Source organism: Bryocella elongata (assembly GCF_900108185.1).
In the GTDB taxonomy this organism is placed as follows: Bacteria; Acidobacteriota; Terriglobia; order Terriglobales; family Acidobacteriaceae; genus Granulicella; species Granulicella elongata.
The window spans coordinates 261,542-287,901 of record NZ_FNVA01000003.1 but is presented as its reverse complement, the minus strand read 5'-3'; the positions used below and the strand labels follow the sequence as shown (position 1 = coordinate 287,901).

The 26,360-nt window shown below is 62.8% G+C and carries 26 protein-coding genes; 12 read left to right on the top strand and 14 right to left on the bottom strand.

Annotated features, from left to right (window positions below; genetic code table 11):
• Positions 1 to 51: 51 nt before the first annotated feature.
• On the bottom strand, positions 52 to 630 hold the full coding sequence (locus tag C4S68_RS10365; RefSeq protein WP_235011506.1) for an SRPBCC family protein: 579 nt from the start codon (positions 628 to 630) through the stop codon (positions 52 to 54).
• Here C4S68_RS10365 and C4S68_RS10360 point away from each other — a divergent pair.
• Complete coding sequence (locus C4S68_RS10360) at positions 629 to 1,735, top strand: Gfo/Idh/MocA family protein (RefSeq protein ID WP_103932991.1); 1,107 nt, start codon at positions 629 to 631, stop codon at positions 1,733 to 1,735. The two genes, C4S68_RS10365 and C4S68_RS10360, sit on opposite strands and share 2 nt — an antisense overlap.
• A gap of 98 nt (positions 1,736 to 1,833) precedes the next feature.
• Here C4S68_RS10360 and C4S68_RS23605 read toward each other — a convergent pair whose 3' ends face one another.
• From C4S68_RS23605 to C4S68_RS10345, 3 genes are all read right to left on the bottom strand, one after another.
• The gene (locus C4S68_RS23605) at positions 1,834 to 2,091 is read right to left on the bottom strand and encodes an SRPBCC family protein (RefSeq protein WP_235011505.1); all 258 of its coding nucleotides are present in this window, start codon (positions 2,089 to 2,091) and stop codon (positions 1,834 to 1,836) included.
• A gap of 245 nt (positions 2,092 to 2,336) precedes the next feature.
• A complete protein-coding gene (gene thrS / locus C4S68_RS10350; RefSeq protein ID WP_103932989.1) occupies positions 2,337 to 4,358 on the bottom strand; it encodes a threonine--tRNA ligase in 2,022 nt (673 codons plus the stop codon).
• A 44-nt stretch (positions 4,359 to 4,402) separates the two neighbouring features.
• Positions 4,403 to 4,885, bottom strand: a complete 483-nt coding sequence (locus C4S68_RS10345; protein WP_103932988.1) for a DUF5063 domain-containing protein — start codon at positions 4,883 to 4,885, stop codon at positions 4,403 to 4,405.
• Positions 4,886 to 5,043: 158 nt separating this feature from the next.
• Between C4S68_RS10345 and C4S68_RS22930 the strand changes: the two genes are divergently transcribed.
• A complete protein-coding gene (locus C4S68_RS22930) occupies positions 5,044 to 5,325 on the top strand; it encodes a hypothetical protein (protein WP_146072102.1) in 282 nt (93 codons plus the stop codon).
• On the opposite strand, the gene chrA is transcribed toward C4S68_RS22930, so the two are convergent.
• The gene (gene chrA / locus C4S68_RS10335) at positions 5,315 to 6,550 is read right to left on the bottom strand and encodes a chromate efflux transporter (RefSeq protein WP_103932986.1); all 1,236 of its coding nucleotides are present in this window, start codon (positions 6,548 to 6,550) and stop codon (positions 5,315 to 5,317) included. The two genes, C4S68_RS22930 and chrA, sit on opposite strands and share 11 nt — an antisense overlap.
• 118 nt (positions 6,551 to 6,668) lie before the next feature.
• Here chrA and accD point away from each other — a divergent pair, with 118 nt between their 5' ends.
• Positions 6,669 to 7,514 carry an acetyl-CoA carboxylase, carboxyltransferase subunit beta gene (gene accD, locus C4S68_RS10330; protein WP_103932985.1) on the top strand — a complete coding sequence of 282 codons (846 nt, stop codon included), beginning with the start codon at positions 6,669 to 6,671 and terminating at the stop codon, positions 7,512 to 7,514.
• 320 nt (positions 7,515 to 7,834) lie between these two features.
• Here accD and C4S68_RS10320 read toward each other — a convergent pair whose 3' ends face one another.
• The gene (locus C4S68_RS10320; protein ID WP_103932983.1) at positions 7,835 to 8,113 is read right to left on the bottom strand and encodes a BrnT family toxin; all 279 of its coding nucleotides are present in this window, start codon (positions 8,111 to 8,113) and stop codon (positions 7,835 to 7,837) included.
• A gap of 84 nt (positions 8,114 to 8,197) precedes the next feature.
• Here C4S68_RS10320 and C4S68_RS10315 point away from each other — a divergent pair, with 84 nt between their 5' ends.
• The 5 genes from C4S68_RS10315 to ruvA all read left to right on the top strand — a co-directional run bounded on the left by C4S68_RS10315 (position 8,198) and on the right by ruvA (position 12,633).
• Complete coding sequence (locus tag C4S68_RS10315; RefSeq protein ID WP_103932982.1) at positions 8,198 to 9,055, top strand: class I SAM-dependent methyltransferase; 858 nt, start codon at positions 8,198 to 8,200, stop codon at positions 9,053 to 9,055.
• Between the two features lie 323 nt (positions 9,056 to 9,378).
• Positions 9,379 to 10,869 carry a bifunctional folylpolyglutamate synthase/dihydrofolate synthase gene (locus C4S68_RS10310; protein ID WP_103932981.1) on the top strand — a complete coding sequence of 497 codons (1,491 nt, stop codon included), beginning with the start codon at positions 9,379 to 9,381 and terminating at the stop codon, positions 10,867 to 10,869.
• A 10-nt stretch (positions 10,870 to 10,879) separates the two neighbouring features.
• Positions 10,880 to 11,728 (top strand): lysophospholipid acyltransferase family protein, encoded by an 849-nt coding sequence (locus C4S68_RS10305; protein WP_235011504.1) that lies wholly within the window; start codon positions 10,880 to 10,882, stop codon positions 11,726 to 11,728.
• On the top strand, positions 11,728 to 11,901 hold the full coding sequence (locus tag C4S68_RS23175; RefSeq protein ID WP_160115094.1) for a hypothetical protein: 174 nt from the start codon (positions 11,728 to 11,730) through the stop codon (positions 11,899 to 11,901). The genes C4S68_RS10305 and C4S68_RS23175 overlap by 1 nt, the downstream gene beginning before the upstream one ends.
• A gap of 135 nt (positions 11,902 to 12,036) precedes the next feature.
• Positions 12,037 to 12,633, top strand: coding sequence for a Holliday junction branch migration protein RuvA (gene ruvA / locus C4S68_RS10300; protein ID WP_103932980.1), 597 nt, complete (start codon positions 12,037 to 12,039; stop codon positions 12,631 to 12,633).
• Between the two features lie 13 nt (positions 12,634 to 12,646).
• Here the strand turns inward: ruvA and C4S68_RS10295 are convergent, their stop codons facing one another.
• Positions 12,647 to 13,522 carry a hypothetical protein gene (locus C4S68_RS10295; protein ID WP_103932979.1) on the bottom strand — a complete coding sequence of 292 codons (876 nt, stop codon included), beginning with the start codon at positions 13,520 to 13,522 and terminating at the stop codon, positions 12,647 to 12,649.
• A 19-nt stretch (positions 13,523 to 13,541) separates the two neighbouring features.
• Between C4S68_RS10295 and C4S68_RS10290 the strand changes: the two genes are divergently transcribed.
• Both C4S68_RS10290 and C4S68_RS10285 read left to right on the top strand, forming a co-directional pair.
• On the top strand, positions 13,542 to 13,856 hold the full coding sequence (locus C4S68_RS10290) for a hypothetical protein (RefSeq protein WP_103932978.1): 315 nt from the start codon (positions 13,542 to 13,544) through the stop codon (positions 13,854 to 13,856).
• A gap of 175 nt (positions 13,857 to 14,031) precedes the next feature.
• Positions 14,032 to 15,783 carry a M20/M25/M40 family metallo-hydrolase gene (locus C4S68_RS10285; RefSeq protein ID WP_103932977.1) on the top strand — a complete coding sequence of 584 codons (1,752 nt, stop codon included), beginning with the start codon at positions 14,032 to 14,034 and terminating at the stop codon, positions 15,781 to 15,783.
• Between the two features lie 546 nt (positions 15,784 to 16,329).
• Here C4S68_RS10285 and C4S68_RS10280 read toward each other — a convergent pair.
• Both C4S68_RS10280 and C4S68_RS10275 read right to left on the bottom strand, forming a co-directional pair.
• On the bottom strand, positions 16,330 to 17,175 hold the full coding sequence (locus C4S68_RS10280) for a hypothetical protein (RefSeq protein WP_146072101.1): 846 nt from the start codon (positions 17,173 to 17,175) through the stop codon (positions 16,330 to 16,332).
• A 103-nt stretch (positions 17,176 to 17,278) separates the two neighbouring features.
• A complete protein-coding gene (locus tag C4S68_RS10275; RefSeq protein WP_103932975.1) occupies positions 17,279 to 17,812 on the bottom strand; it encodes a hypothetical protein in 534 nt (177 codons plus the stop codon).
• Between the two features lie 67 nt (positions 17,813 to 17,879).
• On the opposite strand from C4S68_RS10275, the gene C4S68_RS10270 reads away from it, so the two are divergent.
• Together C4S68_RS10270 and C4S68_RS10265 are read left to right on the top strand one after the other, a co-directional pair.
• Positions 17,880 to 18,710 carry a DUF2461 domain-containing protein gene (locus tag C4S68_RS10270; RefSeq protein WP_235011503.1) on the top strand — a complete coding sequence of 277 codons (831 nt, stop codon included), beginning with the start codon at positions 17,880 to 17,882 and terminating at the stop codon, positions 18,708 to 18,710.
• 482 nt (positions 18,711 to 19,192) lie between these two features.
• Positions 19,193 to 19,489: an HU family DNA-binding protein gene (locus tag C4S68_RS10265; protein ID WP_103932974.1), complete on the top strand. Its 297-nt coding sequence runs from the start codon at positions 19,193 to 19,195 to the stop codon at positions 19,487 to 19,489.
• 165 nt (positions 19,490 to 19,654) lie between these two features.
• Here C4S68_RS10265 and C4S68_RS10260 read toward each other — a convergent pair whose 3' ends face one another.
• The 5 genes from C4S68_RS10260 to C4S68_RS10240 form a co-directional block, all read right to left on the bottom strand.
• On the bottom strand, positions 19,655 to 20,410 hold the full coding sequence (locus C4S68_RS10260; RefSeq protein ID WP_103932973.1) for a methyltransferase family protein: 756 nt from the start codon (positions 20,408 to 20,410) through the stop codon (positions 19,655 to 19,657).
• Between the two features lie 55 nt (positions 20,411 to 20,465).
• Positions 20,466 to 20,945 carry a TadE/TadG family type IV pilus assembly protein gene (locus tag C4S68_RS10255; protein ID WP_103932972.1) on the bottom strand — a complete coding sequence of 160 codons (480 nt, stop codon included), beginning with the start codon at positions 20,943 to 20,945 and terminating at the stop codon, positions 20,466 to 20,468.
• Positions 20,942 to 21,436: a TadE/TadG family type IV pilus assembly protein gene (locus tag C4S68_RS10250; RefSeq protein WP_160115093.1), complete on the bottom strand. Its 495-nt coding sequence runs from the start codon at positions 21,434 to 21,436 to the stop codon at positions 20,942 to 20,944. Before C4S68_RS10250 ends, C4S68_RS10255 begins: the two co-directional genes overlap by 4 nt.
• Positions 21,437 to 21,444: 8 nt before the next feature.
• A complete protein-coding gene (locus C4S68_RS10245; RefSeq protein WP_103932970.1) occupies positions 21,445 to 22,734 on the bottom strand; it encodes a pilus assembly protein TadG-related protein in 1,290 nt (429 codons plus the stop codon).
• 227 nt (positions 22,735 to 22,961) lie between these two features.
• Positions 22,962 to 26,297 (bottom strand): putative Ig domain-containing protein, encoded by a 3,336-nt coding sequence (locus C4S68_RS10240; protein ID WP_160115092.1) that lies wholly within the window; start codon positions 26,295 to 26,297, stop codon positions 22,962 to 22,964.
• Positions 26,298 to 26,360 lie beyond the last annotated feature (63 nt).

Genomic DNA, 26,360 nt, shown 5'->3' with positions numbered 1-26,360 from the left:
ATGCGTAAGACGCAACCCACGGTGCGGTCCCTTCGAGGGATCGCTCACTGTTCACGGCGCATCAACATACTCTCGCCAGCCGTCGCCCTCCGCCAGCCGCTTGATCAACGCAAACCGCTCGCGCATCAATCGCTGAGCGTGGGGCGCTACGATCCATTGCCCCACCAGCTTGCCCGCCCAGCCGAACGGGAGAGAGAACTCCACCCGGTCACGCAATATCGTGTCCTCGCCGTACTCCTGTCGAAAGTCGTGCTCATGCGAGAATCGCGCGAACCGTCCTTGTTCCTGCCTATCCACGAAGACGGCGCTCTTGTATCGCACCGGGGCCTCGCCCGGCCTCCGTGCAGGAAGTTCATACTCGTGCGGTTCCTTCAGCTCGCTGATCAGCGTGTGATGTTCCGTGGGCAGGCCGAACTTCCATCCCCGCCACACCACCCGGCTCCCCGCGCCCACGTGGCCACTTGTCACGCCAGCCACCGGTTTCATCCCCAATGTCGTGCGCACCAGCTCGATTCGCGTGGACAGTGCAAAGCACCGCTCCAGCGGAGCATTGATGGCAATCGATTCCCGCAGCGTGAACATCATGGCTTCCACTGTATGCTGGTGTCGCTTCGCCGGGGAGGAACTCATGCGCGCCATCAAGTGTTTGCTTGCCACCTTCGCACTCGCTGCAACCAGCCTCGCCATGAACGCGCAACAGCCAGTCCCGATCGCGGTCATCGGCCTGGAGCACGGCCACGCGATGGGTCTCTTCAACACCCTGCGCCACACACACAACGTCGAGGTCGTCGGCATCGTCGAGAAGGACCCCACCCTGCGAGCGAAGTATGCAAAGCAGTTCAGCCTCGCCAGCTCCCTCTTCTACGACACGAACGACGCCATGCTGGCCGCAGTCCATCCCAAAGCAGTCCTCGTCTATACCTCGCCCGAGAAGCACCGCCTGGTCGTCGAATGGGCCGCAAAGCATGGCCTCGACGCCATGATGGAGAAGCCCTTCGCCACCACGCTCGCCGACGCCGTCGCCATGCGAGACGCCGGCCGCAAGTACCACACCCGCGTGCTCGTCAACTACGAGACCGGCTGGTACGCCAGCAACGCCGAGGTGCTGAAGGACGTTGCGGACGGTAAGCTCGGCCACGTCTACAAGGTTGTTGTGCACGACGGCCACCAGGGTCCGAAAGAAATCGGCGTCGGCCCCGAGTTCATGGCCTTCCTGGGCGATCCCGCTCGCGGCGGCGCAGGAGCCATGTTCGACTTCGGCTGCTACGGCGCCGACCTGCTGACCGTGATGCGCCACGGCGAGCTGCCCGTCAGCGTCACCGCCGTCGCCCAGACCAACAAGCCCGGCACCTATCCGCACGTCGATGACGACGCGACCATCATCCTCCGCTACAAGGATGCGCAGGCCGTCCTGATGCCCAGCTGGGACTGGAGCTTCGCCCGCAAAGACATGGAGGTCTACGGCGACAAAGGCATCGAAGTAGCCCTCGATCCCGACCGCGTCAGCACCCGCTTCGCCCAACGCGACCAGCCCACCACGCAGGACGCACCCAAGTTGCCCCTCGCCTACACCAACTCCCTCGAGTACCTAGCCGCCATCGAACGCGGCGAGATCAAAGGCGACGACGACCTCACTTCAGTAGACGTGAACCTCGCAACGATGCAGATCCTCGACGCCGCCAAACGCAGCTCCCAGACCGGTCGCACGGTAACGGTGATTCCTGTTTCGAAGTGATCCTGCGAGGACGCCGTCGAGGTGCGAGGTCATGAGACCCAAGCGCCCAACCTCGCACCTGAAAACCTCGTACCTCATACCTCTACAGATCAGTGCTCTTACGGAGCGGCATCGCCCTTGTCCGTATCGATGTATCGTCGCCAGTCATTCGTCGACTGAGCTACACGACGAATCACTTCATTCCGTTCGCGAAGGAAGCGCTCGAGATAGCCGCGCAGTACAAGCTTCTCAGCAAGAAAGCCTATCGGCCTCAACGGAGCTTCGAAACGAAGCGTATCGCGCATGATCGTTCCTTCGTTGCCGTTCTCCTCGAAGAAGTGATCGTGTACGAAGCTGCGAAAGGCTCCACGGGTCATGGAGTCCTGAAAGTAAGTCGGCCTCTCGTATGCTGTGATCCTCGTCGTCTGCGTAAGCATGACGCCAAAGTGCCTTCCGCGCCACGTGACAGACTCTCCTGGGCCTATAAGCCCGCGCGTGACGCCGGCAATCGCCCGCTCACCAGTCCGTTTGGTCGATTCGACATGTAGATCGATACTGAGAGACAAAAGAAAGCAGCGCTCTACAGGCGCTGCGATCTTTGTCACGAGTTCGATCTGCTGCACTACAGCTCCATCGAGTGCGAGCCAACCAGCCCCTTCGCCCGCGTCAGGAACTCCTCCACCGTCACCGAGCCCTGATCGCCCTTGCCTCGGGTGCGCACGGAGACCGCGTCCGTCGCGGCTTCCTTGTCCCCCATGATCAGGATGAATGGCACCTTCTGCAGGCCGAAGTCGCGGATCTTCGCGTTCATCTTCTGGTTGCTCTGGTCGAGCTCCACGCGCAGGCCCGCTGCTTCGAGCCGCTTCTTCACCGTCTCCGCGTACTCCAGGTGCTTCTCGCTGATGGGCACCAGGCCCACCTGCACCGGCGCGAGCCACATGGGGAACGAGCCCGCGTAGTGCTCGATGAGCACGCCGAAGAACCGCTCCACCGAACCGAACAGTGCGCGATGGACCATCACCGGCTGATGCGCCGCGCCATCCTCGCCGATGTACTCCAGCTCAAACCGCTTGGGCAGGTTGAAGTCGAACTGCACCGTTGAGAGTTGCCACAACCGGCCCAGCACGTCGACCAGCTTCACATCGATCTTCGGGCCATAGAACGCAGCTTCGCCGGGGAAGCTCTGGAACTTGAGCCCACGGCCGGTGAGCACATCGCGCAGCGCGCCTTCCGCCTTGGCCCAGTCCTCATCGCTGCCCACAAAGTCGCCCGGCTTCTTCGGATCGCGCACCGAAAGCTCCACGCGATACTCCTGGAAGCCGAAGGTCTTCAGCACCGCCTCGGCGAAATCAAGGCAAGCCTCAATCTCCGAGACGATCTGTTCCGGTGTGCAGAAGATGTGCGCGTCATCCTGCGTAAAGCCGCGCACACGCAGCAGGCCATGCATGGTGCCGCTGCGTTCGTAGCGATACACATTGCCGAGCTCGGCATAACGCTGCGGCAGGTCGCGATAGCTCTTCGGCGTGGCCTTGTAGATGAGCACGTGGCCCGGGCAGTTCATCGGCTTCAGCCGGTACTCCGCATCGTCCAGCGTCATCGCGGGGTACATGTTCTCCGAGTAGTAGCCCTCGTGGCCGGAGATCTTCCACAGCTCGCGCCGCATGATGTGCGGCGTGAAGACCATGTGATACCCACGCCGGATGCATTCCTCGCGCATCCAGTCTTCCATCGTCTTGCGGATTAACCCGCCCTTCGGATGCCAGAAGATCAGGCCTGCGCCTGCGACCTCCTGGATGGAGAACAGGTCGAGCTGCTTGCCCAGTACGCGATGATCGCGCGCCTTGATCTCTTCCAGCCGCTTGAAGTGCGCGTCCAGGTCCTTGGCGTTGAAGTACGCCGTGCCATAGATGCGCTGCAGCTGCTGGTTGTTCTCATCGCCCAGCCAGTACGCGCCCGCCAGCGACGTGAGCTTGAACGCCTTCACCCGGCCGGTCGAAGGCACATGCGGCCCGCGGCAGAAGTCCGTAAAGCCGCCGTTCTTGTATAGCGAGATCTCTTCGCCGGGCTTGGCGAACCGCTCGATGAAGTGGACCTTCATGAACTCCGCCTTGGCCTCGTACTCCGCAAGGCCCTGCTCGCGGGTCTCTTCCACGCGGACAAACTTCTCATCGCGCGCGACCACCTCTGCCATCCGTGCTTCGATCGCCGCGAGATCGCTCTCCGTGAACGGCACCTCGCGATAGACGTCGTAGAAGAACCCGCTGTCGGTCGCCGGGCCGTGGCCCAGCTTCGTCTCGGGATAGAGCTCGAGGATCGCCGTCGCCATCACGTGCGCGGCCGAGTGCCGCACCACCTGCAGCGCAGCAGGGTCGGCCTCCTTCAGGAGCTCCAGCGTGACGTCCTCCGTCAGCGGCGCGTTGAGGTCGACAATTCGCGAGCCGGTAGCGTGCGACGAGTACATCGCCTCTTCGCTGGCCTCGAGAGCCGCTTCGCCTTCCGTGGCGGGCGTCTCGGTCAGCGGCGCGATGCGCGCCACAACAACCGCTGCGGCGAGTCGAGGGGAGATGCTGTTGGCGATATCGAGCGGCGATGTCCCGCGCGCCACCTCGCGCACGGAGCCGTCAGGAAGCTGAACCTTGATCATGTCACTCACGCCGTTAAGGATATCCGTTTGCGCGCTGCCTTGCGCTAGTCTTCGGGCTTCAGGTAATCGTGCAGTACCCGCAGGGCTCCGATGGCGTGGTGCCCCCAGTGCGAATAAAAGCTGAAGCGCCAATTCCACCAGACTCCCCTCTCGGCCGCGGCGTCGGCATTCTCAAGTGCCAGGAGACCGTTTTTCAGATCGCGCCAGATGTCGGTTAGGTCATCCACGAGCGAGCTCGCAATCGCAAGCTCCGGAGGATCAGCGAGTGGTTGGAAGGTATCCCAGTAGTAGTCAATCGGGAGTTTCTTTCCAATGAGCCGGAAGATTCCCATGGCCTCGTCGTGAGTAATGTCCCTGGTTGGGGCTGGACCGCATGGAATTGCGGGAAGAGATACTGCTGCAACATAAAGCTTCAGGAGGTGGGTTCGGAGAATGGATAGCTCGGCTCCTACCTCAAGAGCCTTGCAGTATGCCTGCGCCAACTCGCGGAACTCCTCGTAGATCTCTGCTGTGCTTCGCTCGTTCATGGGGACTCTACGTCAGCTTACGTCCAACTGTCCCACTCTGAAACACCTCTCTGTCCCACCCACCGCTCAACCCTCATCCCGCAACCCTCCGTCGCCGATGGGGTCTCTACCGACGGGCGGTGCGTACGCAGGCACACTCTTCGGGAAGGAGGCCCACCATGCGGTTACGGTGCGAGGCGTCGAATGCAGGCAGCGACATCCGCTGCAGCGTGTGTGGCCAGGGATTTCTCACCCACTGGTCCTCTGAATCCCCCGAGACTCCGGAAGAACAAGCCATCCTCCGTGCCCAGCTGATGCGTGAGCTCCGCCGCCACCACGCAGTGAGCACCGACCACCCGGCTGCCCATCCCCGCTGCTGCTTCCATGTGCATACGCCGGAGCCGCAGGCGGAAGTCTCGTTGCCGGTCTTTGGCAGCGTCCCCGAGTGGGCTACGGCCTGATCCCAGCTGGCAGCAGGCTTGCCGCCCAGCTCAGCCCGCCGACGCAGAGCACAATCGCCCACGCCGGCATCCGCGTAAGCGTCAGCACCGCGAACACGCCACCGGCGACGCCCACATCTACGAAGCTGTGCACGCTCTCAGTCCAGACCGGATGGACCATCGCCGCGAACAGCACCCCCACCATCGCTGCATTGATCCCCGCGAGCGCCGATCGCAACGACGCTCGCGAGCGAATTGCGCCCCAGAACGGCAGCGCCGCTGTAATCAGCAGCAGCCCTGGCAGGAAGAGACACACCAGCGCCAGCAGGCCGTCCAGCAGAGGGTGCGCCGCTGGCTGCGCGGCGGCGCCCACATACGCCGCGAAGCTGAATAGCGGTCCTGGCAGCGCTTGCGCCGCGCCGTAGCCCGCCAGATACGCGTCCTGCCCGATCCACCCCTTCGCCACCACCGCGTTCTGCAGCAGAGGCAGCACCACGTGGCCTCCGCCGAAGACCAATGCTCCGGTACGGTAGAACGCCGCGGCCAGCGTCCTCGCGCTCAAGACGTTCCCCTTCGCCGCCAGCGTTGCGGCCAGCAGCAGCACGGCGAACGTCCCCAGCGCCACCCCGCCCACACGCCGCGATAGACACAGTCCGGATACGGCAGCTGCTGGTTCCGCGACCTTGCCTTGCAGCAGGGCTCTTCCCGCAGCAGCCCCCACGACCAGCACCGCGAGCGTCCCCACTCCTGCTGGCCGCCACAGCGCCAGCGCCGCCGCCACAGCTGCAATCCCCATCCGGACCGCGTCGGGTGAAAGCTTCTTCTGCATCGCCAGCACCGCCTGCGCCACCACCGCCACTGCCACCAGCTGCAGCCCATGCAGCGCAGCCATGGCATGGGGTCCCCGCAACGCAGCGTGACCAAACGCAAACGCCAGCATCAGCGCCGCCGATGGGCCGGTAAACCCCACCCACGCCGCCAGCGCTCCCGGCATTCCCGCCGTCAGCATTCCGATGCCAAACCCCACCTGGCTGCTGGCTGGACCGGGCAGAGACTGTGACAGCGCCACCAGCTCCGCGTAGGCGTCGGCGGAGACCCATGCCCGCCTCTCCACGAACTCCCGCTGGAAGTACCCCAGGTGCGCCACGGGCCCGCCGAACGACGTGCAGCCCAACCGCAGAAAGGCCAGGAAGACAGCCGTCGCGGACTGGCGTGGAGCGCTCGAGGGATGGTTCTCGGGTGGCATAGGGAGCGAGGTCGCTCCATTCTGCACCAGTCTGCTTGCCGCCGCGTTAAGCCCAGTCCCGCGGGGTTCGATACAATGGCGGAGGCCCGAGTTTCGGGGCCGGAGATCCGCCCAAGCGATGAGCTGGTTTAAGCGCGAAGACAACGAGATCGTACCGCCCGAGGGGCACGAGGTCCGCACCGAGGGCCTCTGGATCAAGTGTCCCCAGTGCCGCAAGGTCATCTGGAAGGCCGATCTCGAAGCCAATCTGCAGGTCTGCACCAACTGCGGCTACCACTTCAAGTTCGACGCCCGGTCCCGGATCGCCAACCTCCTCGACGAGGGCTACGAGCTCGTCGATGGCGGCCTGACCTCGACGGATCCGCTCGAGTTCACCGACCTCAAGCCCTACAAGGACCGCCTGCGCCAGGCGCAGAAGAAGTCCGGACTCAACGACGCCATCATCAATGCCATCGGCAGGATGGGGCCGCACGAGATCGTTCTCTCCGTCATGGAGTACAGCTTCATTGGTGGCTCCATGGGAGCCGTCGTCGGCGAAACCATCGCCCGCGCCGTCGATCGCTCTCTCGCGACGCGCCACCCCCTCATCATCGTCTCGGCCTCCGGCGGCGCCCGCATGATGGAAGGCATTGCCAGCCTGATGCAGCTCGCCAAGATCTCCGCTGGCCTCGCGAAGATGGACGACGCGAAGATCCCGTACATCAGCCTGATGACCGACCCCACCACGGGTGGCGTCACCGCCAGCTTCGCCATGCTGGGCGATCTGAACATCGCCGAGCCCGGCGCCCTGATCGGCTTCGCCGGCCCCCGCGTCATCGAGCAAACCATTCGCCAGAAACTCCCCGAGGGCTTCCAGCGCTCCGAGTTCCTCCTCGAACACGGCTTCCTCGACGCCATCGTCCCCCGCCGCGAGCTGAAGGACTACCTCATCAATGCACTGAGCTGGATGAAGGACAAAGCGTAAGTTGGGTGCTTCGCAGCACCTGCGGCTGTTCCCCTATGCGGCAGGTTCTCGGTCCAGGGCTTCATGAACCGCCAGACGCACGTACTCAAGGAATGTGATTCGGCGTCTGCGCGCGGCGTCGTGTACCTTCAGTAATTCGTCATCGCTCAAACAGAGACCAGGTACTTCAGCAGACGGGGTACTGCTATCGGAGCGGCGGAGAAGGCGTCCCTCCCGTGCCGCTAATGCAAACTCTTCGGACACAAGGTCGCGATTCGAGTCCCACCAGGCTGCCTCGTCCGCTTCGTTTGCAAAGGCCGGAATCTTCACGTCTAACATGATCAGCTCCAATCGGAAATTGCTTCCAGATAGGCAAGGCGCTCAAACCGGGTCGCGTCCCAGCCCGTAATCGCGCGAATCTGGCCGTCACGATCCACGGTTATCAGGGTGATCGTCCGGCCGATCGCAGTCTCTCCTACCTCGGTGAGCCGTTGCTCTCCATTGACGGTTTGACTTTCGAGGATCACCGAGCCGTTCCGGATCGCTTCCTCTGCTTCGCCTGGAGTGATTCCGTGGCGTGCAAGGTGAAGGATGTTTGCGTCGTCCCAGTCAAACTGCACGGCGGTATTCCTCGGCGTCGCCAGACATTGTTAGCTTATGCTCCCTTTTCACAAGTTCACAAGCGGCAATCATAAGGTAGAAGCATGATCGAAGCTCAGCCCTCCCGCACGGCTCTGCGCGTAGCACTGCGTCGTGCAGCACACCAGATCCACGATGCTTTGCCGCGCGTGCTGGACGACCCGCTGGCTGTTCCAATCCTCGGTCCCGAGGCGCGCGAGGAGCTCAGCCGCACTCCGGATTCCGTCCGCCGCCCCTTCTCTGCAGGCCTGCGCGCGTTCATGGTGGTCAGGGCCCGTCTGGCAGAGGATGTCCTCGCGGGTGCGGTGAAGGAGAGCGGCGCGCGCCAGTATCTCGTTCTCGGCGCCGGGCTCGACACCTTCGCCTATCGCAACCCGCACGCGCAGGTCCGCGTCTTCGAGGTCGATCATCCCGCCACGCAGGCCTGGAAGCAGGAGCGGCTCTCCGCCGCGCACATTCAGCTTCCGGCCACCATGCGCTTCGTTGCCGTGGACTTCGAGCGCCAGAGCCTTCGCGAAGAACTTGCCGCCGCGGGCTTTGATTTCAACCTGCTGACCGTCACCGCGTGGCTGGGGGTCGTTCCCTACCTGACACCGGAAGCCTTCCGCGGCACGATCGCTCTCCTCGGCTCTCTGGCCAGGGGGAGCGATGTCGTCTTCGATTACTCGCAGCCCCGCGAGGTTCTCTCGCACAACGAGCAACTGATGCTGGATTCCATGGCGGCGCGCGTCGCCCAGGCGGGAGAGCCGTTTCAGCTGTTCTTCAGGCCAGAGGAGTTAGCCGCGGAATTGGCTCACGCGGGGATGGCCGTCATCGAGGATATGGACGGCCCGGCACTGCACAATCGCTACCTGGCGGAGCGGTCGGATGGTCTGGCGTTGCGGGGCCGGGCAGGACGCCTTTGCCATGCCCGCACGCTGTGACCAGTTGGGGACGCACACGGGGGCGAGTCTCGTAACTTCATGCTTTGCCTGGGCAAAGCGTGCAATATTGTCTAACCGTCGTTGCGATCCGTGGTGCCCGAACGATAGGCCAGATAGCAGGGAAACATCACGAAGGTCACAAAGGAGAAAAAGATCGCAACATCTTGCATGGGGTGTCCTGACTTGAATCCTCAAGGGTGAGCGCGATGGCTCTACACAAGGAGTGCAGGGGGGAACGAATCGAACGGCAGCCAACGGCTGGCCCGCCCCACGCGGTACTCTATTCTCCTAAGTTTGGCCCGATCAGCAGGATTGACAATACCTTGAAATACACCGACGCGCTAGCCACTTTATCGTCACTTGGAGCCGAGTTACCGAAGGGTCATACGACTGTTACGGGCGTTCGGAAGTTCTCGCTTGACCACATTCGAGCCTTGTCGCAGGCGCTCGGAAATCCGCAGAATCGCTTCCCCTCCGTGCTTATCGCCGGCACAAATGGAAAAGGATCAACGGCTTCTACGCTTGCCTCCATCGCCGCGGCTGCCGGCATTCGCTGCGGGCTCTACACCTCTCCGCACCTCGAGCGCATCAACGAACGCATTCGCGTCTCGCAGCCTCGGGAGACCGGAAGCTCCCTCGAGGAAATTCCTGACGCGATCTTCGGATCCCTCGTGGAGCGAGTAAACTCTGCCGCCCGTTTGCTGGTAGAGCAGAGCGTCCTGCCCCATCCCCCGAGCTTCTTCGAGGCCATGACCGCCGTCGCCTTCTGCTACTTCGCGGATGAGGGTGTGGAGCTGGCGATCCTCGAGGTCGGGCTCGGCGGCCGCCTCGATGCCACCAACGCCGTGGAGCCGATCATCTCGGTGATCACCGATATCGGCTTCGATCACATGGAGTACCTTGGCGACACCATCGCGAAGATCGCCGCCGAAAAGGCCGGCATTCTGCGCCAGGATGGCGTGCTCGTCACCCTGTCGCAGCATCAGGAGGCAAACTACGCCATCGGCGAGATCGCAGTCGCCCTGAACGTGCGCGGCGTGGACGCAGCCCGCTGCCTGCCGGGTACGCGCCTCGTCGCTCCCGATCCGGCCTCCGAACGGCAGCTGGCCCGCCTCGATTCGCCGCTGGGGCGCAACCGCTACGATCTCTCGCTCGACGGCGAGATCCTGCACATCGACTCCCCTCTGTCCGGCCCTCATCAGCAGCGCAACATCGCGCTCGCGATTGCGACCGCCGTGGAGCTACGCACAAACCACGGCTTTGCGATCAGCAATGAGGCCATGGAACAGGGCGTGCGCGATACGGTGTGGCCGGGACGCCTCGAGTGGCTTCCCCCTCGCCTTGCTCCCGATGGCCGCGTGCATGCGCCTTTGCTGCTCGACGTCGCTCACAACCCCGCAGGTGCGTGGACGCTGCGCTCCGCGCTCTCCCTGCTGCCGCCCACCATGCCGCGCACGCTCGTCTTCTCCTGCCTGGCCGAAAAGCCTGTCGACGAGATGATGCAGGTGCTGCTGCCGCTCTTCGATTCCAGCTCCGGCGATCCCGACCGCGCGGGCGACCACGTCGTCCTCGCGCCGATCCAGAGCCCACGTGCGGCTTCGCTCGAGGAGTTGGAAGCCGCTGCCCGCAAGCTCGACGTCCCCTTCCACGCCGCTCCGCATGTGCCTGCGGCACTGGCCCAGGCCGAGGCCGTTACGCCCAGCGAAGGCATCATCGTCGTCACCGGCTCGATCTTCCTCGTTGGGGAAGCTCGTACCGTGGCTCTTGCCGAACGCAAGCCGCAGGCCGTCCCGGCAATAGGGAAAAAGCTCTAACATCGAGAGAGTGCCAGAGCAGGTCACACTTCGAGACGAGCCCCAGGCTGAGGAGTCGCAGGCTCCAGTTGTCGCTGTACCTCCGCGTCCGCAGATTCCGCTGCCCTTGCAGTGGCTCACCTACCTGCTGCTGATGCCTCTGGTCGGCATTGCCACCGGGGCCTTTGGCACGCTGTCGCTTCTCGTTGGCCTCTGGGACGGTACCGGGCGTCAGCAGCATTGGGTCGCCAGGCAATGGGCGCGCGTGCTGCTGCGCATCGCGATGGCGCCCATCAAGGTGGAAGGCGTCGAGCATCTGCAGCCGCTTCGCCGCTCGGATAGCCATCGCCCCGTCGCGGTCTATGCTTCCAACCACCTCAGCTACTACGACACCCCGGCGCTGTTCGCGAAGCTTCCCTTCCAGTTCCGCATCCTCGCCAAGGCCTCCCTTTGGAAGGTGCCGTTCATCGGCTGGTACCTGCAGCGTTCGGGCCAGGTGCCAATCGACACGGGCTCCGGTCGCTCGCTCATTGCAAGCCTCGGCCGTGGTGTGAAGACCCTCGACAGTGGTCTCCCGCTGGTCCTCTTCCCCGAAGGTGGCCGCACACCCGATGGCGAGGTGAAGACCATGGTCGCCGGGGCCGCATGGATGGCCATCAAGGCACAGGTGCCGCTAGTGCCCATCACCCTCGTAGGCACCTACGAGCTGCTGCCGATGCACACCTACGTGCTCCGTCCGCGCCCGCTCAAGCTCATCATCGGTGAACCCATCGACACGATGGGCATGACCACCCGCGATGCCGACGCGCTGACCAAGCGGTTGCGCCAGATCATCCACGACACCTACATCGCAGAGACAACCAGCGCGGAGGGACAGTGATGGACAGTGGATCGAAGACGGGTCTCACGCTCCTGAGCATAGGCGCTGTCGCCGTCGTGGCCTTGATGATCAAGCTGCGCGGCCACCTCGTCTTCGAGATCGTCCTCGGCGTCTTTCTCGCACTCCAGGTCGTGAATGCAGTGCTGATCCTTCGCAGCGCGAAGCGGGATTGACTCGCGACCCGAAACTGACAACTCGCAACTCAATCATCCGCTTTTGTTCTTGCTTGAGACCGCACCCGACCGATCCGCTGGAGCAAAGTGCCTGTCGATGTATAGCGAGGCGTAGATTTGCTCTAAACTCGTCCTGTGATTGCGCACATCCGCGGACAGATCCTCGCGAAGACCCCCAACTCCGTCATCGTCGACTGCCAGGGTGTCGGCTATGAGCTCGCGATCTCCGTCGCCACCTACACCGAGATCGGCGAGGTGAACGCCGAAGCCAGGCTCCACGTGCACACCCATGTGCGAGAGGATGCACTCCTTCTCTATGGCTTCGCAGAGCTGAACGAGAAACGTCTCTTCGAGAAGCTGCTGACCATCTCCGGCATCGGCCCGAAGCTCGCGATCACCGTCCTGAGCGGTATCAGCGCCGACCGCCTCATCGCAGCGATTCGCGGGGGCGATCACGCGACCCTCACGAAGATCCCCGGCATCGGCAAGAAGACCGCCGAGCGCGTCGTGCTGGAGCTGAAGGACAAGCTCGACGACATGGCGGCAGCAATGCCGTCGCCAACAGCCACGCCTTCCCTGGGAGCTGTCGCGGAAGACGTTCTAAGCGCTCTGGTCAACCTCGGCTATCCAAGGCCCATCGCGCAGAAGGCCGTCGAGAGCGCAGCCAAGGATAGCGCCGTAGCAAGCGATTTCGAGAAGCTCTTCCGCGCTGCCATGAGCGCAGTGCGCTAAACGCGGGGAGCGGCTACGCCCTGCGCCGGTACTTCACCGCGAACTCATACCCCGCGTTCGGCGGGAAGAGCTCAGCGACCAGCTTCAGCCTGGCAGCGAGAGCCGCCGGCGCCAGCAGTGGATACTCCCGCTCCCGCAGCTCGCCGTAGTCGAAGTCCATCGCCAGCGAGAGCAGGTAGATCGCGATCGCGTCCGAGAACCCAGCTTCCAGAAACAGCGTCTTTTCCCGCTCGTCGATGGCGGGGTTTGCGGCTGCGCTGAGCGTCGCTGCGAAGCTGCGCTGCGGCTGGCTTGCGGCGCGATTGCGGCGCGGCGCCTGGGCCTCTGGCTCGCCGTTGGCGGGCCGTCCGAAAGCCAGGTTGCGTGACTCCCAGGCGTCGAGCGAAGTTTCCCCACGGACGTTCGCCACGGCCTGCTGCCAGGCGAGGTCTGCGAAGCTCGCGGGAACGCCCGCCTCGTCCACGAAGGCATGGGCCACGTTGATAAAGAACTCGAAGCACAGGGCGAAGCGGTCGCCCATCAGCCGCGTGGAGATGAAGATCCCGCGGTTGCCGTGCCCCAGTTCGACGTTGCGGTGGCAGATCGCCGCGTCCGAGAACTCTTCCGTGTAGCTCCTGGCGACCATCGGCTGGTCCGCCTTGCGCTGCGACGCGGCGTCGAGGTCCTGGGCCGGCTCTCGCAGGGCCAGCGGCACAAAGTAGTACGTATTCGCCTTCAGGGCGCTGACGATGGTGGTGGGCACTGCTTCCAGCATCCGGTCCAGGTCAAGGTCCGCGACGCCAGTCTCGCCAAAGGTGGCAAAGTGGACACCGTTGGAGGAACGCCGAACTTCGGTCTCGCGTGCAACCTGCGTCGCTAGAACCAGCCCGCCCGGCAGAGAGTCAGCCATTGCCGTATTCTAACTCCAGATGGCTACCGCGAATCATGTCGAACAGGCCCGCCGCGACGGCGTCGTGCTGGGAGTCCCGCTTGGGGACCTCGGCTGGTTTCAATCCCTGCTGATGGGAACGGCCGCAGGAATGGCCTCGTTCTTCGCTTCCACCTTCTGCGCCATCATGGGTTTTCTGGTCTACCTGAGCGTGACGCACAAGCCCGTCGACTTCGCCCGCACCTATCGGGACATCGGTTTTCCCATCGGTCTTGTGGTGCTGATCGTCAGCTACGTGTACCTCGGCTACCTCTGGATCCGCCGCAAGGCCCGACGCACGCGCTCCGAGAACTAGCTCGCTTCCCACTCACCAGAGCTGCTGGACTCCGCAGCGCCCCCGCGTCTTTTCCTGCCTGTGAACTCGTCTCTCCCTACGACTTCGTGAAGCCAATCGATTGTCAGGCCGTCGCGCCTTATGGCGGCTTGGTCTATGCTTCCAGTCATCCCCAGTAGGAGAACGTTCCTTGCAGATGAGACGTATTGCGCAAGCTGTGAGCCCGGCCCTTGTGGCGCTGTTGCTCTGCCCGCCCGCCGCCTTCGCCGCCGAAAAACCTGAGCCTTCGTACTACGGTCCGCAGCCGGCCACCGAGTCGCTGGACCTCACGATGTATCAGCGCATTCGCACCGAAGGCATGACCCACGGCAAGGTCATGGACTTTGCCGCCGCGCTCACGGAAGGCATTGGGCCTCGCCTGACGGGCTCGCCCAACATGAAGAAGGCCAACGAGTGGACTCGCGATACCTTCACGCGCATCGGCCTCGTCAACGCTCACCTCGAAGACTGGGGTGACTTCGGCATGGGCTGGCAGCAGATCAACACCTGGGCCCGCATGGTCTCGCCTGACCCCGAGCCGCTCTGGATGCAGGCCGCCCCGTGGTCCATGTCCACGCCCGGCGCCGTCTCCGGCGAAGTGATCTTCCTTCCCCAGGTGACCAAGGAAGCTCTAGCCAAGTACGAGGGCCGCCTCAAGGGCAAGATCGTCCTCGCCGGTGACACCCGCGAGACCCCGGACCTCGACAAGCCGCTCTTCAATCGCTACACCCAGGAAGAACTGGACGAGATGACCGGCCCTGAGAAGCCGCGTGCGCCTCGCCCCGGCCAGCCCACCGATATCCGCGCCTTCATGCGGGAGCGCCTCGCTCGTGCCAAGGCTCGTACCGAGGCCGTGAAGATGATGGCCGACGAAGGTGTGCTCGCCGTCATCACCCCCACCCGTGATGGCGGCAACGGCGGTGGCTCCGGCATCATCTTCGACGACAACGGAGCCAACCTCGCTCAGTCCGCGCAGAAGCCCGAGAACAAGGTTCCCGTGCCCAACGCCGTCATGATGATCGAGCACTACAACCGCATCGCCCGCATGGTGCAGGCCGGTGTGCCCGTCAACCTGGAAGTGAACATCGAGACGAAGTTCACCGGCGACCACGAGCACGGCTTCAACAGCGTCGGCGAGATCGCGGGCACCGACCCGAAGCTGAAGGACCAGGTTGTGATGGTCGGTGGCCACCTCGATAGCTGGATCTCCGGCACCGGCGCCACCGACAACGGTGCAGGCTCCGTCGTCGCGATGGAAGCCATGCGCATTCTCAAGGCGCTGGACATCAAGCCGCGCCGCACCATCCGCATCGCTCTATGGTCCGGCGAGGAGCAGGGCCTCTACGGCTCCAAGGGCTATGTCGATCAGCACTTCGGCACGTTCGCTCCGGCAAAGGGTGGCGACGATGGCGTTCCTTCCTTCATGGGTGGTGCCCGCGGCCCGCTCACCACGACCAAGGAGTGGGAGACCCTCGACGCCTACTACAACCTCGATAACGGCAGCGGCAAGGTGCGCGGCGTGTACACGCAGGGCAACTTCGCCATCGCGCCCATCTTCGCGCAGTGGATCGCTCCGCTGAAGGATCTCGGCGTCACCACCATCACCAACCGCAACACCGGTGGCACCGATCACCTCAGCTTCGACGCCGTGGGCCTGCCTGGATTCCAGTACATCCAGGATGAGCTGGACTACGAGACCCGTACGCATCACTCCGACATGGACACCTACGATCACCTGCGCCAGGCTGATCTCGAGCAGGCCGCCATCGTCGAGGCCATCTTCCTCTACAACACCAGCCAGCGCGAAGCCATGATGCCCCGCAAGCCCTTCCCGCATCCCGAAGACGAGAACAAGCTCCGCGCTCCCATCCCCGGGCTCTACCCCAACGCCATCAAGAGCGAGAAGTAAGCTCTCCGGCAGATTCACCGCAGCAACATAGCGGCGAGAGGACAATCCTCTCGCCGCTATGTTTTTGCCTGTCTGGCTTATCCGACTTTGGCGGGGCTTGCGAGAAATACCTGCGCCGCAATGCCTCCGCCGAAGATCTTCGGTATCTCCGCTATTCCAGGTTGCAACCGATATCCACGGTGCCGGGATGTTCACGGAAACCTGCCATCGTTTCAAAGCCGCTCACGACCCACTGCGGTGAGTCTTCGGGGGGAAGGTGATGCTGCTTAGCGACGTCGGTCAACTGCGCGACCGCGTATCGGCATCCAGGCGCTGGTGAAATTCCGAAAGTCCACGTCGATTCGTCGTGTGAGAGGACGTGCAGAGGGTGAGAGGAGCATTTGCTCCAGGTCGTCGTCCAAAGGAGACCTGAGCTTGTGAGATCGAACCTGCCGTGGCATGCGCGCGTGTCCCCGCGGAGGTGGACCGCAGGGATGGGGTCTCCGGGTTGTTGAGCACAGGCAAGTAACGCGCCGCACATCGTGAGCCCGGACAACGTTCTAAGCCTCATGGGATTGCCTTTCGCAGTGGAGGCGCCGTTGTAACCGCGGGCTTCGGTGGAATTGGAACTTTGCCGTCCATCAGATCCATCGCATATCGCAGTTTTTTCGCGTAATTCCCATCTCCCGCGTTGTAATGGGCTCCTACAAACTCAGGCGTCAGTGTCTTCCATCCCGTGATTCCTAATATCTTCTTGGGCGCAGCCTTCTTGTGCGGGCCATGTGCACTCTTGGCCGGTGGAAGGACAGGGATGACACTGATCGGCGGCAACATCGGTTCTTCCATCGTTGATACCAATTGGGCTTCGGGAAGTTCCCAGATCGTGCATACGCCGAAGCGCGCGAGGGCCGCCTGTTGATTCATGGTGACGTGCTCAGGCCTGTCTGTCGAAAGCGCAGGCACCCAACCGAACTTGGCCTGGATCTTGAGCAGGTACCCAATGCCGGCTTCGATGTTCAGGTGGCCATCCTTTGGAACGTTCGCTTCCGTCAGGATGCCCCGGTAACTCGCAGGCAGAATGAGTTGCCCTTGCGGGGTTCGCAGCAGCTCGCGCAGGCCAGGATCGCCATTCACACCGATCTGCATCGGAGCCGTCGTCCATTGGCTGTTCAGCGCGCCGGTTTCAACCCAGATCATCGCCTTGATCAGCTTCCAGTCAGGTTCCTGGTAGCCGGGAATCGAGCTCAGTTTCGCGGTGTAGATTGCCAGCGCGGCCTTTATATCGTCATCGTAGGAGTTCCACGGGCCCGGATTTGCCAGAACTGCGTCCTGCAGCCCCTTCTCCCATTTGGCCAGCCTTTTGTCATCCGCCGCATAGGTCATTGCCGCTCCCCTGCCTTCCAGACGATTCAACTGCTAAATCATAGCTCCGCATTGGGGTGGTATCGCGAATTTAGCGCGTGGCCTGCGGGCAGTCCGGGGTCGACAGACCCATGTTCCTCTTGCGTGTGCGGGTCTACTCAAGACGAACGGGCAGATATCCGCTCGGAGCAACACTGCATGGATTGTTCGTGGGCGCCTTCCACGAGCTTCCATCTGCAAACTCAAGGGCCTCGACCGCAACGCTCTTCACACCCGAGACACGCCCCAGCAGCAGGTCCCCTGTGAGCTTCTTTTCCGTGGCGTCCTTCGCGCTGAGATGAAACGTCCGCGTCTGCTCCTGCATGTCCCTCTTCGTAATGCTGTCCGTGGGAACCGCACGCAGACCGTACGGCAGAAACGTCACGCGCAGCGTTACTTCGCGCAGCGCCTTCTGCGGTGTAACGACGACATGCAGCCCACTCTTATCCTGCGGAGCCTGGTCGTGATCTTCGAACAACGTCGTCCACACCGTGACGCCTGTGGACCGCTGCTGAGCGAATAGTCCCACACCGCATTGCTCAGCAGGTGCAGGATTCGTCATCATCGCCTGTCCGCAAGCGGCCGCCGAGTCCAGCGCGGAACCAACTGAGGAACCAAGTGCCATCACCACGAAGAGAGGAAGTCGCATCAGAGCCTCCTTGCCGTGCGACGATTCTCCTCCACAAAGGTCAACCCGCGCCAGCCTCTTTCCCAACATGCTGATCGAGTTTCGCCAGGCCGAAGAGCAGACCTGCGTCGGCGTGCAGCTCTGCCCCGAGCCGCATCGCGTGATCCTCTACGCCTCGCGCTATCATCCAACCTGCATGGCTCCGCACTTCTCTCCCAACGCAATCAAGTTCCTCAAGGACCTGGCTCGCCACAACGACCGCGACTGGTTCGAGGCCCGTCGCGACGTCTACGAGGCTGAGCTCAAGACGCCCATGCTCGCCTTCATCGATGCGCTCAATCACGAGATGCTCTCCTTCGCGCCCGACCACGTCCGCGACCCGAAGAAGGTCATGATGCGCATCTATCGCGACACGCGATTCAGCAAGAACAAGGCGCCCTACAAGAAGCAGGTCTCAGCCTGGTGGGCACGCTATGGCATGGAGAAGACCTCCGGCGGCGGCTACTACATGCATGCGCATCCCGACCAGGTGATGGTCGCCGGCGGTGTCTACATGCCCGAGCGCGCGCAGCTGCTCGCCATCCGCGAGTGGATGGCCGACAACCACGCCGAGTACCGCAAGCTGCTGAAGGCTGCGCTCCGCACGAAGGTCGCGGGCGTCTCCGTCACCTTGATCGATCCCCAGGCTCTTACCCGCATGCCCAAAGGCTTCGCCGCAGATCATCCTGCCGATGAGCTTCTTCGCGCAAAGAACTGGGGTGTGCATGTGCTGCTTCCGGGTGAAGCCGCGCTCGAGCCCTCGCTCGTGAAGAACGTCGCGAAGGGCTTCAAGGCTGCGGCCCCGTTGATCGACGCGCTGAACGCGGCCATTCTCGCTGCATCCAAACCGACGAAGTCCTCCGCCAACGAGTGGCTCTGAGGCATCGTGCCTGCGCTGTTGCCGGCGCAGTACCTCGACCGTAATACCCGCGCGTTCTCTTCCACGTAGTTTGCACCGCCGGCCGATGTATGCTTTCCGCTCATCGAGGTGCGACGAATCACCGCTGCTCATGCGGGTTTGAGCCGTCCTCCCCCCCGAATATCCGGGAAAAATGGGTGAATTTCGGACCAAAGCGGATAAAAACCTGTGGAAACGGTACAAATACCGTTGACAAACAGTTCGCGAAGGTTGATCGTGAACATCGGCGCGGTTCTCCGCACCCGCATGAAACACAGGCCCCACGCGTGTTTTCGAGCTGCTGAGCGCGGAGGCTCAATAGAAATCGAACTCGCTTGACGGTTACAGTGCCTGGTGCGGAGTTGGGTCTTCGGGCCTACGCTCAATCGACGCAGCAGAGTCAAAGCAACTGAAAATCAAAGCAACTGCATTTGAAAAATCAAAGCAACAAGGAGTGATACGAAATGGCAAAGGGTATGACCAAGACGCAGCTCGTTCGCACGCTGGCAGAAAAGCTGGAGCTCACCAACAAGCAGACCGCTGGCTTCCTCGAGCTCCTCTCTGAGACCGCTGTCAAGGAGACCAAGAAGAACGGCGAGTTCACCATCCCCGGCATCGGCAAGCTCGTCAAGGCCGAGCGCAAGGCGCGCATGGGCCGCAACCCCCAGACCGGCGAAGCCATCAAGATCAAGGCCAAGACCGTTGTCAAGTTCCGCGTGGCGAAGGTTGCCAAGGACGCGATCGCTCCCCCCAAGAAGTAGCCATCTCTCCCTGCTCCGCCTCTGCGCGGTTCAGGGAGAACAGCATCTGAGTGCACGCTCAGAATGCGCGAGGCCGAAGCCTGCGGAGTTCCTCTCCGCGAGCTTCGGCCCATTTTTTTTGCAGCGCGCTTCGGTGCGGGACACAGGCGGGAAACTTGCGCCGGCTTACGGCGCGATGGCTGCCTCGTCCGTCGCTGGTGCGGGCGGCAGGAATGCTCGAACGACGATCGCGAGGCCAAGGCAGATGAGCAGGTCCCGGCGCAGAGGGCTCGCGTTGAAGTCCCAGCCAAAGATCGCAAGCGTCAGGAATGCGCCCACGAAGTAGAGCTCTCCCAAAACCGCTTGACCCCAATGTGGCCGCTGGCCTGCTGAAGGAACCTGCGGCGAGGGCGTCGGTAGAAAGCGCGGCACCTTGGAGCAGTACTGGACATACGCTTCTCCAAAGCGCTCACGCAGGAAGGGCTCCTCAGCAAGCGCGAGGCGAATGTTGAGCACGATCAGGAGCACGACCGCGAGGATCGCCCCGCTCGGTGGCATCAGCAGCGAGATGCCAATCGTGTGCAGCATCGTGCCGAGGTACAGCGGGTTCCGCGTGTGCCGGTAAGGTCCATCGGCGAGCAGCGCCTCTCCGTGCATGGAGGCCGATCGGACCACCCCGGAGCCAACGTACGCCGCTCCCCAGACCCGCAGCAACGCGGCTGCACCGGTCAGGACGAGAGCCAGGCCTATCAGAGCGAGCACCGCTCCCGGAAAGGTCAGCCAGCCCAGGCGGGTGATCGCGGAGGACAACACCAGCCACGTGGATCGAGGCTCCATGTTCAGCACATTGCCGAAGAGCAGCCACGGTGACAGGAAGCCGAGAAGATAGATCAGCGCGTGCAGCGCGAAGCGAAATCGGTACTCGAAGCGAGAGGCTTGCATACAAGCCGATGGTATCGAATCGGGGAGTCTGCTGCTCGCGGCCACTCAGCGATGGCTACATCAGGATCGTCATCTCCGACGCGCTCGTGAGGGTGAGCGGCGAAGTGTTCATGAACGGAATCTTGTACGGGAAGGTGTACGAGCACGACACCTGCACCAGGTTGCCGGGCGCGTTGCTGGTCGTCGACGCCCCGGCGGAGGTGTAGAAGGCTGCCGTGCAGGTCGTCGTGCCGCTGCCAAGGTTTGGATAGCCGAGACCCTGTGCGTACGTGGCGATCTGCGTCGTGGTCAGGGAGCAGGAACCGCCGCTGTTGGTGCAGGTGTTTCCGTGGAGGATCGCATAGCGCGCAGCCTCGCGAGCGCACTCGCTCATGCGCTCTTTGTTGTAGTAGCCCAGACCCACCTGGATGATGCCGAAGGTAAAACCGAGCATGATGGAAAGCGACAGCGCGATGGAAATCAGCGACTCGCCGGACTCCTCAGAGCCAAATCGCCGCACCCATGAAAGCAGCGGATTGACGGAAAAAAACCTCACTCCTCCACCTCCAGGATGGCCTGGCCATGCAGCGTATAGCTCGTCGCGATGGCAGGAAGATGGAACGGAGCGTTCACGGTCACAGACGTATTGACCTGCACAAACTCCAGCACATGATTGCCGCTCCCTGTGCAGTTGCTGGTAGCAGTTGCCTGCGACGTGTACTGCGTGCCGTTGATCGCGCTGGAGCAGGCATAGAAGATCGTCGGAGTGACGGTGAGATTGGTTCCGAAATCCGCGGCCTCAGCCTGGGCAGCCGACTGGATCGCGCTGGTATTCGAAGCAAAGGTCGTGCTTTGCGCTCCGTACAGGGCGCCGGCATGAGCCGCGCTTGCAACCTCGATCGAGTCATAGGAGATAGAGGCAAGGTCGGCCGTGCCGAAGAGCACGATCGGACAGAACAGGCACATCACCAGCGCTAACTCGATGGCAGCGGCGCCGCGTTCCGAGTGCGATCTCGTGCTATCCGGTTGTGTGCTGGAGCTAGGCATCGCGCTCACTATCGCAGCGTCGCTGCGGAGGAATTGTTCGTGCCCTGGTTGGGTGCATTCGTCGAGGTCAGGTTGCATCCTCCGTTAAGTGTCAGCGACTGCGCCACGATGCCCAGATTGAGGGTGGAGCTGCTGCCGTTGCCCACCGTCACATTCGCCCCGGGAGCATAAACGATGCCGCTGATGTTGGTAGTGGAGCCGCCCTGGAAGTTCACCGTGCTTGTATTGGACGAAGGCTGATAAATAAGAGCGTTCTGGTACGTGCCGCTCGTGGGAGCTGACAACGTGGGGTTCGCTCCGTTATCGATCGTCAAGGTCGCTCCATTGACGAGATAAAAGAACACACCACTCCCACCTTTCTGCGTTCCGCTCTCAAAATGTAATGATCCTCCGTTGATCACATAGACCCCGGGGTTCAGTGTTACTGTATCTCCGTTCGCACCGACCGTAAGAGCGTTGTAGCAGACCGTGGTCCCCCCGCTGGTCGTTGTTCCATACGACGACCCCGGACCTACGGTGTAAGTGCTTCCGCCGTTCTGTACAGAACTCAACGGATCTGCGGAGCAGGTGCCATAGGTGGGAGCAGCTGGCAATGCAGGGCTGCAGCCGGACGAGATCCCGAGCACCACGCTTGTACTCGAGCTGATCTTGCCGTTGTTATTTACGTTGTTGGAATTATCCCAGGTCGTCGAAATTGTCCCCAGGGAGAGCGCGCTCAACGTTGCGCTGCCTACGATGCCGACGGCGTTGTTGCTCGACGAGTTCACCGTAACACCGCATCCCGTAGCTGTGAGCTTCGAGTTATTGCTCATGTTCAGGTCCTGGCCGGTGCCACCTTCCAGGCAGATACAAGTGGGACTCGTTTCGTTGTAACCTGCCATCGCGCTCGCCAGAATATTCATCGTGCCCTGGCCATTGAAGGCGGCGAGAAAAAATGTCGGGACCGGCTTACTTACGGTGGCCTGCACCCAGCTCGGCGTTCCGGTCGAGGCCGAGGAGTAATCTCCACTCGCCGGCTGCGTGATGGTCACGGTCGCCGGGTTGGTCGTCGCGGTCGTACTGAACCCGTTCAGGGCTGCGATGGCATTTGCCGCACTCTGGGCGTTACTCGAGTTGTTGGAGCTGTACTCCTCGGCAGCTGCGACTGCGGCCGCGTCTGCCGCAACCTGCGCCTGCCGCTTCTGCTGAAAGAAGTATCCGACGTCCAGCGCGAACCCCAGGAAGCCCATCATGACGAGGCCCATGAAGATGGCCATCATGATCGTTGCCTGGCCGCGTTCTCCGTTGCGCACTGTCATCCCGGTTGCATCCTTCTCCTCGTCGAGCCAAAGGCTTCCGAGCCGACGGCCCTGCTGATTGAGCGGTCGTTGCAGAGTTCATCGGCAGATCGCTGCAGCCTGTGCTGCGCGTCGCCGACAATCTCTGGCTCCACTGATCGTAGGAAAACGCGTCCGCCGGCAACATTCCCCAAATAGGTCAAGCCGCGCACCTGCGGTGACTTAAGTCCTGCAGCCAACAGGGTCACTTAGTGGAGCAGCAGAAGGACTGCCGTGTACGGAGGTACGCTCACGGGGAAGGTCGCTCCCGGGACGCTTACGGTGGTGGTGCTCAGCACGCCTCCCGACTGGGATGTACTGACGCCATAGCTGTACTCGGTCGCAGTCGAACCCACCGTCGCTCCGCTCATCTGCACCGAGACCACCGCTGCATTCGACGGATCGGCGTTCACCAGCAGCACTCCCTCTCCGCCCGTCGTCTTCGTCGTCGACCACGCCAGAACGAAGGGGCTGCTGCTCGTCGCTGAGAGCAGTCCGTCGCCCGGCGCCGCTGCGAGATGAGCCAGCTGGAAGCCGTAGTACGAAGGGCCCGGCGTCTCCGATTCACTCAGGTAGGTCCCGTCGTGCATCTCCAGCCATTCCATCGTGCCAATGCCCGATTTCAGGGCACTCATCTGGTCGTTCAGCGTGAAGAGACCCAGGGCCGGCTGCGGGAAGCTCGTTGCGAGCGGTCCGTTCGGCGACGTCTCGGTGAGGTACACCTTCACCGACGCAGCGTTCGCCGGGCAGTAGGCGTCGATCGCCGACATGATGTTGGCGTAGACGTTGGGGATATCGACCTGCGGCCGGCTGAGCAGTTCGCTCGCCTGGACGTTCAGGTACGTCCCCGGGTAGTAGTGCATGATCGCAAAATCGATGTTCGTTCCTGCGCAGACAGCCTTCGCGAGATCGGGATTCCAGTTCGCCGGAATCGGGTCCGTCGCAATCGGCGACGAGAAGTCCACGCCGATCTGGATCGTGGGATCGACGGCCTTCATCGCATCGATCCACTGAACAGCATTCGTACCGTATGAGGTAGGCGACAAGGCATCGACCGCGTTGCGCGAGTTGAACCCGCCCGGCGTGTAGCCGCTCGGATAGACATATGGCGCGTGGTTGTCGCTCTCTGCGTTGTGGTTCGTCGCCCAGCCGTTGTAATAAAGCTCGTTGCCAATCTCCCAGTACTTGATGCCGACCGGCGCGCTGAGTCCGAGCCGCAGGAAGTTGTACCCGTCATCGGTCGCAAGCGGACTTGCCGCGCGCATGCTGGCCCAGTAGCCCACTGTCTTCCAGTCGAACCCAGTTACGTCCACGCCGATGACCTGTGTGCTCGTGGTGCTGCCGTTCGCGTACGCCACCCACGCCGCGGCTTCTTCCGGCTGGCCCTGCGAGTTCGGCTCCGAGCAGGTCTTCTGGCCATCGCTGCCTATGGTCTTCGAGCCGCTCGCGCTGGACACGCTGGTGCCATAGTTCACCGTGATCATCGCCTGTGTGCCTGCGGCCTTTACCAGCTTCACAAAGTTGCCGAAGTCACCCACCGTCGAAAGCGAGCCATTCGCCAGCACACCGCACGCGGGTGCCGTCGAGGTAAAGAACGGCGTGATCGCATACTGCGCCCAGTGGTAGCTGTCCGAGTAGGTACCGCCGGGATATCGCAGCACCGTCACACCGGTCTTCGCCAGCAGAGCGGGAAGGTTCGCCGTATCGTTCAGGCTCGTGTCATACACGGAGGTGTGGAGGCCGTAAAAGTTGGTCGGCACGGTCAACAGTGTCTTGGTCGCATCGATGCTCACCGTCGCCGAAACCGTGCTGACGATCAGCGTGAGGTTGGCCGTCGCGGCGCCCTGGGGGCTGCTCGTATCCGTGGCTTTCACCGTGATCGGATAGGACCCGACTGTCGTCGCTGTGCCGGAGATGACTCCCGCCGAGCTCATGCTCATCCCCGTGGGCAGTGTTCCACTCGTGATGCTGAACGTGTACGGCGTCGTTCCACCGCCGGCTCCAATCGCCGTGGTGTACGCAGTGTTCACCAGGGCCGTTGGCAGCGACGTGCTGGTGAAGGCAATCGCTGCCGGTCCGGTGTAGCCGATGTACACCGAGTACACCGCGCTCGCACGGCTGGAGACCGCATCGGTCACCGTGATGCTGAAGGTCGAGGTGGCCGTGCCCACAATCGGTGTTCCGCTTAGCACGCCAGCCGAGGTCAGCGTGAGCCCCGCCGGAATCTGCCCGCCCGTGATCGCGAAGCTGTACGGCGCCGTGCCGCCCGAAGCTGTGATCGCCGCGCTGTACGCTACCGAGTACGTTCCATTGGGAAGCGTCGTCGTCGTGATCGCAAGCGTGCTCGCGGCGTTTACCGCGAGCGAGAACGTCGCCGAGGCCTGCTTGCTCTGCGCGTCTGTCGCCGTGATCGTGATGCTCACGATCCCGGCCGACGTGGGTGTTCCGGTCAACACACCCGCCGAACTCAGGTTGAGCCCCGAGGGCAGCGTCCCGCTGGTTACGGCGAAGCTATAGGGCGCCGTCCCGCCGGTAGCGACAATCGTCGCCTGGTAAGGCGTGTTCTCCTGTGCGGCGGCGAGGGAGCTCGTCGTGATCGAGAGTCCGGCCGCTGCCGCACCGATCGTTACCGTAAAGCTCGCACTCGCCGTCGCCGACGTGGAGTCGGTAACCTTCACCGTGAAGGTCGAGCTGCCCAGGGTCGTCGGTGTGCCGGAGAGTACGCCGGCCGTGCTAAGCGAGAGACCTGCCGGCAGTGAGCCGGAGCTCACCGCATAGGTATAAGGAGCTGTCCCGTTTACAGCGGAGAGCGTCGCGCTGTACGTCGCGCCCACGGTGCCGCCCGGCAGAGTCGCCGTCGCGATCGAAAGGCTGGTCGACGAGGCCGCAATCGTCACGGTAAAGCTGGCGGTCGCCGTCAACGCAGCCTTGTCGGTCACCATGACGGAAAAGGTGAAGCTTCCCGTGGTGGTGGGAGTTCCGCTCAGCACGCCTGTGGTCGAGAGCGACAAGCCTGCGGGTAACGTCCCGGCCGTCTGCGTAAACGTGTACGGTGCTGTCCCACCGGCTGCGGTGATCGTTGCGGTGTAGGCCGTGCCCACCGTGCCCGCAGCAAGCGTGGACGTCTGAATCGTGGGCGGCGTCGCTGTGCTCACCGTCAGATTCAGCGTCGCCGTCGCAACGTTCGCCGCCGCATCCTTCACCTGCACGACAAAGCTGTTGCTGCTCACTGCGGTCGGCGTGCCGGAGATCACTCCGCTGGTCGCCAGGGTGAGCCCTGCCGGAAGCGAGCCCGACGCCAGCGTGAAGGTATAAGGCGTCGTCCCGTCCTGCGCCAGGATGGCAGCACTATAGGCGACACCCACACTCGCGCTGGGAAGCGCGAGCGTCTGGATGCTGACCGGGGTTCCCTGCCCGCTGACCGGGTTGGTGATGCCGCTGCCACAGCCCGTGATGACCAGCGCCAGTGCGCACACTGCGACCCATACACCCCATCGCGCCGCTCGTCCGATGCCCCTGCTCATCCCGAAAAAACCCTCGATCATGGCCCTCATCCCGCCCACAGTCTACGGGCTCTGCGTGGATCCCGCCGCCCAACCGACGCGTCA